Genomic DNA, 6,000 nt, shown 5'->3' with positions numbered 1-6,000 from the left:
CGGTCCCCGAGCGCCCCAATGTGGCCTTGGTTGCGTTGAACGCACCCAAGGCGGCCTTCGGTGCGTTCAACGCACCGAAGGCCACATTGGGGCGCCCTTCCCGGACGTCAAACAACTTGCGACGCGCGACACTAGGTCCCGAGCCGGGGCGGTTTCGCGCCGCCCCGGCTCAGTTCCAGAGCAGGCGCTGCTCGCGGTCCGGGTCGGACACCGTCGTCGAGACGTCGTCGAAGAGGCGCGTGACGCGGTCCGCCGTCGTGTAGCGCGGCCAGCCCGGGTCGCCGGTGGCCACGAACCGGACCCACGCGTCGAACATCTCCGTCGCCACCGCCTGCATCCGCTCCGCCGGGAACGGGCGGCCGGCGAACAGGAAGCGCCAGTTGCGGTTGCGGATGTCGTCGAACATCAGCGGCAGGTCGAGCCCGTGCACCGCGCCCAAGCCGCGGCCGCGCGGGGCGATGCGCCAGTCCAGGCGGTACATCCAGGCGTCCGGCTGCGCTTCGGCGAACCGGATCGCCGGGATCCACCAGTCCCCCGCCGTCAGCACGCGGTTGCGGAGCTGGTCCTCGGGCCAGTCGAATAGGTCGTTATACACCGCCACGGCCTTCTCGACCGCGGGCGCGTCCAGCATCGTCGAACCGACGCCCAGCAGCTTCGCGCCCCCGGATTGCAGCCAGCTGAACAGGTCCTCCTCGTCGGCCGTCGTCCCGATCAGCAGCGGGACCTCGCGCACGCCTTCGATCGGCGATTGGGGGAGCAGCTCGTCGCCGACGACCACGCGGTAGGTCACCTTGGTGCCCGAGACCGCCGAAACCCGTTGCTGCGCCTCGAGGATCCGCGTCACCGGCAACGTCGACAAGTCGTCCGGCGACGCGTCCAGCTCCGCGAGGACCGCCGAAGCGACCGCCGCGCCTTCGTCCGGCGTGTGCACGACCGAGCCGACGCCGGTGCCGCTCTGCACGATCGCCTGGTGGACCAGGCCGCGGGTGGCGGGCACGGCCAGCAGCGTCCCGACCGTGCGGCCGCCGTTGGACTGCCCGGCCAGCGTCACCCGGCCCGGATCGCCCCCGAACGCGGCGGCGTTGTCCCGCACCCATTCGAGCGCGGCGACCTGGTCGCGCAGGGACAGGTTGGAGTCGGCGACGCCGGGCAGGTGCAGCATCCCGAGGACGCCGAGCCGGTAGGCGACGGTCACGACGACGACACCTCGCCGCGCGTACGCCGAGGCGTCGAACTGGTGCGGCGCGCCCAGCACGCCGCCTCCGCCGTGGATCCACACCAGCACCGGGTACGAGCCGGGCGACGCCGGCGCGTAGACGTTCAGGTACAGACAGTCCTCGTCACCGGTGAAGCCGCGCCCGGTCAGCGCGGGCTGCGGCGCGCGCGGCGCCCACCGGGTGGCGTCCCGGACACCCGGCCACGGCGGCACCGGGCGCGGCGCGCGGAACCGCAGCTCCCCCACCGGCGGCTCGGCGTAGGGCACGCCGAGGAACGTCCGCACGTCGTCCCGTCCGGACCCGCGCAGGGCGCCGGCCGCGATCTCCACCGTCGTCACGCGTCCAGCCTAAGGACTTGCCCTGGAGTGCGCTCCAGCGTGTTGACTGGGGCGCACACACCGGGAGGGAACCATGAGCGCGGCCGAAAACAAGCAGCTCCTGAAGACGGCGTTCGACGCCTGGGCGACCGGCGACATCCGGCCGCTCATCGCCGCGATGGCCGACGACGTCACCTGGACGGTCAGCGGGCACAACAGCTGGTCCGGCCGCTTCAGCGGCAAGGACTCGGTCCGCCGCGACCTGCTCGGCCCGCTGGGCGCGCAGTTCGACGGCACCTACACCAGCACGGCGAGCCGGTTCGTCGCCGAAGACGACGTCGTCGTGGTCGAAACGCAGGGCAGCGTCGCGACCAAAGCCGGCGGGCGCTACGACAACAAGTACTGCTTCGTCTTCCGCGTCGAGGACGGCCGGATCCGCGAGATCACCGAGTACATGGACACCCAGCTCATCGCGGAGGTGCTCCCGGAGCTGGCCCGGTGACGCCCGCCACGAGGCCCGGGTGATGATTACCCCGTGCACATAGCGGCAGAGATAGTGGCGCTGGTCGTGACCGTCCTCGTCGTCAGCGCGGTGGCGCGGCGGCTGGACTGGTCCGCCCCGCTGTGCCTGATCGCCGTCGGCGTCGGTGCCTCGTACGTCCCCGGCGTCCCCGAAGTCCACCTCGACCCCGAGGTCGTGTTGCTGGGCCTGCTGCCCCCGCTGCTGTACTCGGCGGCCATCCAGACGTCCCTGGTCGACTTCCGGAAGAACCGCGGCGCGATCGGGCTGATGTCGGTCGGGCTCGTCGTGTTCACCGCGCTCGGCGTCGGCCTGGTCGCCTGGGCGGTGATCCCCGGGCTCCCGCTGGCCGGCGGCATCGCGCTCGGCGCGATCGTGGCGCCGCCGGACGCGGTCGCCGCCAGCGTCGTCGCCCGCCGGGTCGGCATGCCCCGCAAGCTGATCCGGCTCCTGGAGGGCGAGAGCCTCTTCAACGACGCCGCCGCGCTGGTCGCCCTCCGCACGGCCATCGCCGCGCTGGCCGGCTCGGTCAGCCTCTGGCAGGTCGGCGCGGACTTCTTCCGCGCGGCCATCGGCGGGGCCGTGGTCGGGCTCGTCGTCGGCTTCGCGGCCGCGTTCGTCCGCGCCCGGATGGACGAACCCGTGCTCGACACCGCGCTGTCGTTCGCCGTGCCGTTCATCGCCTACATCCCGGCCGAAGCGATCCACGGCTCCGGCGTGCTCGCGGTGGTGATCGCCGGGCTCATCCTCGGGCACAAGGCGCCGCAGATCCTGTCGGGTTCGACGCGGCTGGCGTCCCGGCTGAACTGGCAGACCATCCAGTTCCTGCTGGAGAACCTGGTCTTCCTGCTGATCGGCCTGCAGCTGCGGCGGATCCTCGCCGAGGTCGGCGAGAGCGGGCTGTCGCTGCTCACGCTCACCTGGATCTGCGTCGCCGTGCTCGGCGCGACCATCCTCACCCGCGTGCTGTACTTGATCGGCATCGGCACGGTGAAACGCGTCAAACGACGCCTGCTGCCGGGGAAGGTCAAGGCGAAGATCTGGCCGTGGCGCTATTCGGCCGTCATCGCCTGGGCGGGCATGCGCGGGGTGGTCACGCTCGCGGCGGCGTTCGTCCTGCCCGCGGACACCCCGCAGCGGGCCGTGCTGGTGCTCGCGGCGTTCGTCGTCGTGGCCGGCACCCTGGCCGTGCAGGGCATGACCCTGCCGCCCCTGATCCGGCGGCTGCGCCTGCCGCGGCCGGACCCCGCGGAGGACGCGCTGCAGGAGGCGGCCGTCCTGCACGACATGACCCGCGCGGCGCTGGCCAAGCTGGAGGAGATCCGGCAGCCCGACGACCCGCCGGAGATCATCCAGCGCCTGCGTGACCGCCTCCAGCACCGCGCCGACTCGGCGTGGGAGCAGCTCGGCCGGCAGAGCGCGCTGGCCGAGACCCCGAGCGACGCCTACCGCCGCCTGCGGCTGGAACTGCTCGAAGTCGAACGCAACCAGTTCCTCAAGGCCCGCGCCAGCGGCAGCGCCGACAACGACGTCCTGCGGAAGGTCCTGGAACGGCTCGACATCGAGGAGTCCATGCTCGACCGCGACGAGGACGAGCCCGACGTGGAGGGCCGCGAACTGCGCACCCCGGCCGCGACGGCGGGGTCGTGCAAGCACCTGAGCCACGAGTGGGCCGACAAGGAGCCCAGCTCGGCCGACAGCTGCGCCGCCTGCCTCGCCGAGGGCACGACGTGGGTGCACCTGCGGATGTGCCTGAAGTGCGGCAACGTCGCCTGCTGCGACTCCTCGCCGCGCCGCCACGCGACCCGGCACTTCCACGAATCCCGCCATCCGGTCATGCGCAGCTTCGAACCGGGCGAGACGTGGCGATGGTGTTTCGTGGACAAGCAACTCGGCTAGGGTCGAGGCCATGAGCACGCCCGAGCAGGAGATCGAGTACCGCCAGCACCGCTTCAGCCCGCCCCCGGGCGCGACGGAGATCTTCCTGGTCCGGCACGGCGAATCGGCCCCTGCCCGCGGCGACAACCCGTTCGAGCTGGTCGACGGCCAGGCCGACCCGGACCTCGCCCCGGAGGGCCGCGACCACGCCCAGCGCGTCGGCGAGCGGCTGGCCGGGGAGCGGATCGACGCGATCTACGTGACGACGCTGCGCCGCACGGTGCAGACCGCCGCACCGCTGGCGGAAAAGCTGGGCCTGACCCCGGTCGTCGAGCCGGACCTGCGCGAGATCCACCTGGGCGACTGGGAAAACGGCCTGTTCCGGAAGTACACGGCCGACGGCCACCCGATCGTCGACCGGCTGTGGGCCGAGCAGCGCTGGGACGTGATCCCGGGCGCGGAGTCCGACGAGGCGTTCGGCGCCCGGCTGCGCGGCGCGCTCACCCGCATCGCGGCCGCCCACCCGGACCAGCGCGTCGCGGTGTTCACCCACGGCGGCGTGATCGGCGAGGTGTTCGCCCAGGCCGGCCGCTCGGTCGAGCGGTTCGCGTTCCTCGGCGCCGACAACGGGTCGATTTCGCACCTGGTGCTGCACGGCGACCACTGGATCGTGCGGCGCTTCAACGACACCGCCCACCTGGCTACGCCGCTCGGCTGAGCTTCCCCGCCGCGACGAGCTGGACGGTCACCAGGATCGAGACGGCCTCCGCGGCCAGCAGCCCGATCAGCACGAGCACCTGCGTCAGCCCGGCCTGGATCGGGCCCGCGCCGCCGAGCAGGACGCCGACGTAGGCGCCGGGGAGCGTCACCAGGCCGACCGTGCGGGTCTGGTCGAGCGCCGGGATGAGCGCGTGCCCGGCCGACGGGCGGCAGATCTCCAGCGCGGCCGGGCGCGGCAGGAACCCCAGCGCCAGCGCGGCTTCGTATTCGCCGTGCCGGGCCTTGAGCTCGTCGAGGGCGCGGCGGGCGGCCTGCGACGTCGCGGTCATGGCGCCGCCGATCACGATGCCGGCGATCGGCACGACGGCGATCGGCTCCGGCGGGACGACGCCGGCGCCGAGGACCAGCGCGAGCACGGGCGCGACGCCGGCGGCGATGGCCAGGGCCGCCCACGGGAGGTTCTTCCAGGTGCCGGCGCGGCGCGCCGACGTCACCGCGGCGATCCCGAACATCAGCAGCACGAAGAGGCCGGTGAGCGGCACCGAGCGCAGGACGGCGGTGATCACGAGCGAAACGGCGGCGAGCTGGACGACCGCGCGGGCGGCGGCGATCAGCACCGCGCGCCCGTCGCCGAGGCCACCGGCCCGGACGACGGCCGCGCCGGCGACGGCGAGCAGGACGAGGACCGCCACCAGGGCGGGGCCGAAGGTGATCGCGGCGTTCACGCCGCCGATCCTGCCGCTCAGACGGCGCAGCTGAAGAGGCGGTCCGGTTCGGTCTCGGTTTTCTCGGCGACGACGACGCCGTCGACGACGATCCGGCACCGCAGCGCGCCGGGCCCGGGATTGCGGGCGGCGATGCTGTAGAACTCGGTGCGGCCGGCGGGGCCGACCCGGGTGAACCGCGTGGACCACGGCGTCGCGACCTCGGCGTGCTGGGTCAGCACCGAGCCCGCGGCGGCGTAGGTGACGTTGCGGGCGCCGTGCGCGCCGAGCAGTTCGTAGACGACGCTGTGGTCGACGGTCCGGACCGCGGCCGGGGCGACGGCGGGCGCGCCGGCGGGCTCTTGCTGGCCGGGTCCGCGCGCGGACCGGGGCACGACGTAGGCGGTCACCGCGAAGGCCGCGGCGAGCACCCCGAGGACGACGACGAAGCTGCCGGCCGACCGAGCCCGCCCGGCGCAGTCGCGCTGGGGCCGGGTCGCGGTGGGAACGCCCATGGAGAGGTCTTCTCTCGTCGCGCGCACTTCCGTCGAGTGCGTCGACCTATATCTCGCCGTGACCTAACGGCGTGTTAGCAGCTCTTCGCGGGAAGTTCGATGTTCACCCGGACGGGGGTCTCCCGGGGC

The 6,000-nt window shown here is 73.2% G+C and carries 6 protein-coding genes; 3 read left to right on the top strand and 3 right to left on the bottom strand.

The annotated features are described in order from the left end of the window. Nucleotides 1–169: 169 nt before the first annotated feature. The gene (locus tag AB0M30_RS45865) at nucleotides 170–1,555 is read right to left on the bottom strand and encodes a carboxylesterase family protein (RefSeq protein ID WP_364598505.1); all 1,386 of its coding nucleotides are present in this window, start codon (nucleotides 1,553–1,555) and stop codon (nucleotides 170–172) included. Nucleotides 1,556–1,628: 73 nt separating this feature from the next. Here AB0M30_RS45865 and AB0M30_RS45860 point away from each other — a divergent pair, with 73 nt between their 5' ends. The 3 genes from AB0M30_RS45860 to AB0M30_RS45850 are packed head-to-tail and all read left to right on the top strand — an operon-like array spanning nucleotide 1,629 to nucleotide 4,650. Beyond that, on the top strand, nucleotides 1,629–2,036 hold the full coding sequence (locus AB0M30_RS45860) for a nuclear transport factor 2 family protein (protein ID WP_364598502.1): 408 nt from the start codon (nucleotides 1,629–1,631) through the stop codon (nucleotides 2,034–2,036). Between the two features lie 33 nt (nucleotides 2,037–2,069). Then, nucleotides 2,070–3,953, top strand: coding sequence for a Na+/H+ antiporter (locus AB0M30_RS45855; RefSeq protein ID WP_364598499.1), 1,884 nt, complete (start codon nucleotides 2,070–2,072; stop codon nucleotides 3,951–3,953). A gap of 10 nt (nucleotides 3,954–3,963) precedes the next feature. Then, nucleotides 3,964–4,650: a histidine phosphatase family protein gene (locus tag AB0M30_RS45850; RefSeq protein WP_364598496.1), complete on the top strand. Its 687-nt coding sequence runs from the start codon at nucleotides 3,964–3,966 to the stop codon at nucleotides 4,648–4,650. Here the strand turns inward: AB0M30_RS45850 and AB0M30_RS45845 are convergent. Beyond that, nucleotides 4,634–5,377: an ABC transporter permease gene (locus AB0M30_RS45845; protein WP_364598493.1), complete on the bottom strand. Its 744-nt coding sequence runs from the start codon at nucleotides 5,375–5,377 to the stop codon at nucleotides 4,634–4,636. The genes AB0M30_RS45850 and AB0M30_RS45845 overlap by 17 nt on opposite strands. Before the next feature lie 17 nt (nucleotides 5,378–5,394). Beyond that, nucleotides 5,395–5,871 (bottom strand): MmpS family transport accessory protein, encoded by a 477-nt coding sequence (locus tag AB0M30_RS45840; RefSeq protein ID WP_364598490.1) that lies wholly within the window; start codon nucleotides 5,869–5,871, stop codon nucleotides 5,395–5,397. Nucleotides 5,872–6,000 lie beyond the last annotated feature (129 nt).

The organism is Amycolatopsis sp. NPDC051716, assembly GCF_040681595.1.
Lineage (GTDB): Bacteria > Actinomycetota > Actinomycetes > Mycobacteriales > Pseudonocardiaceae > Amycolatopsis.
Note: the sequence above shows the minus strand (reverse complement) of the source record. Positions and strands in the feature narration are given on the sequence as shown.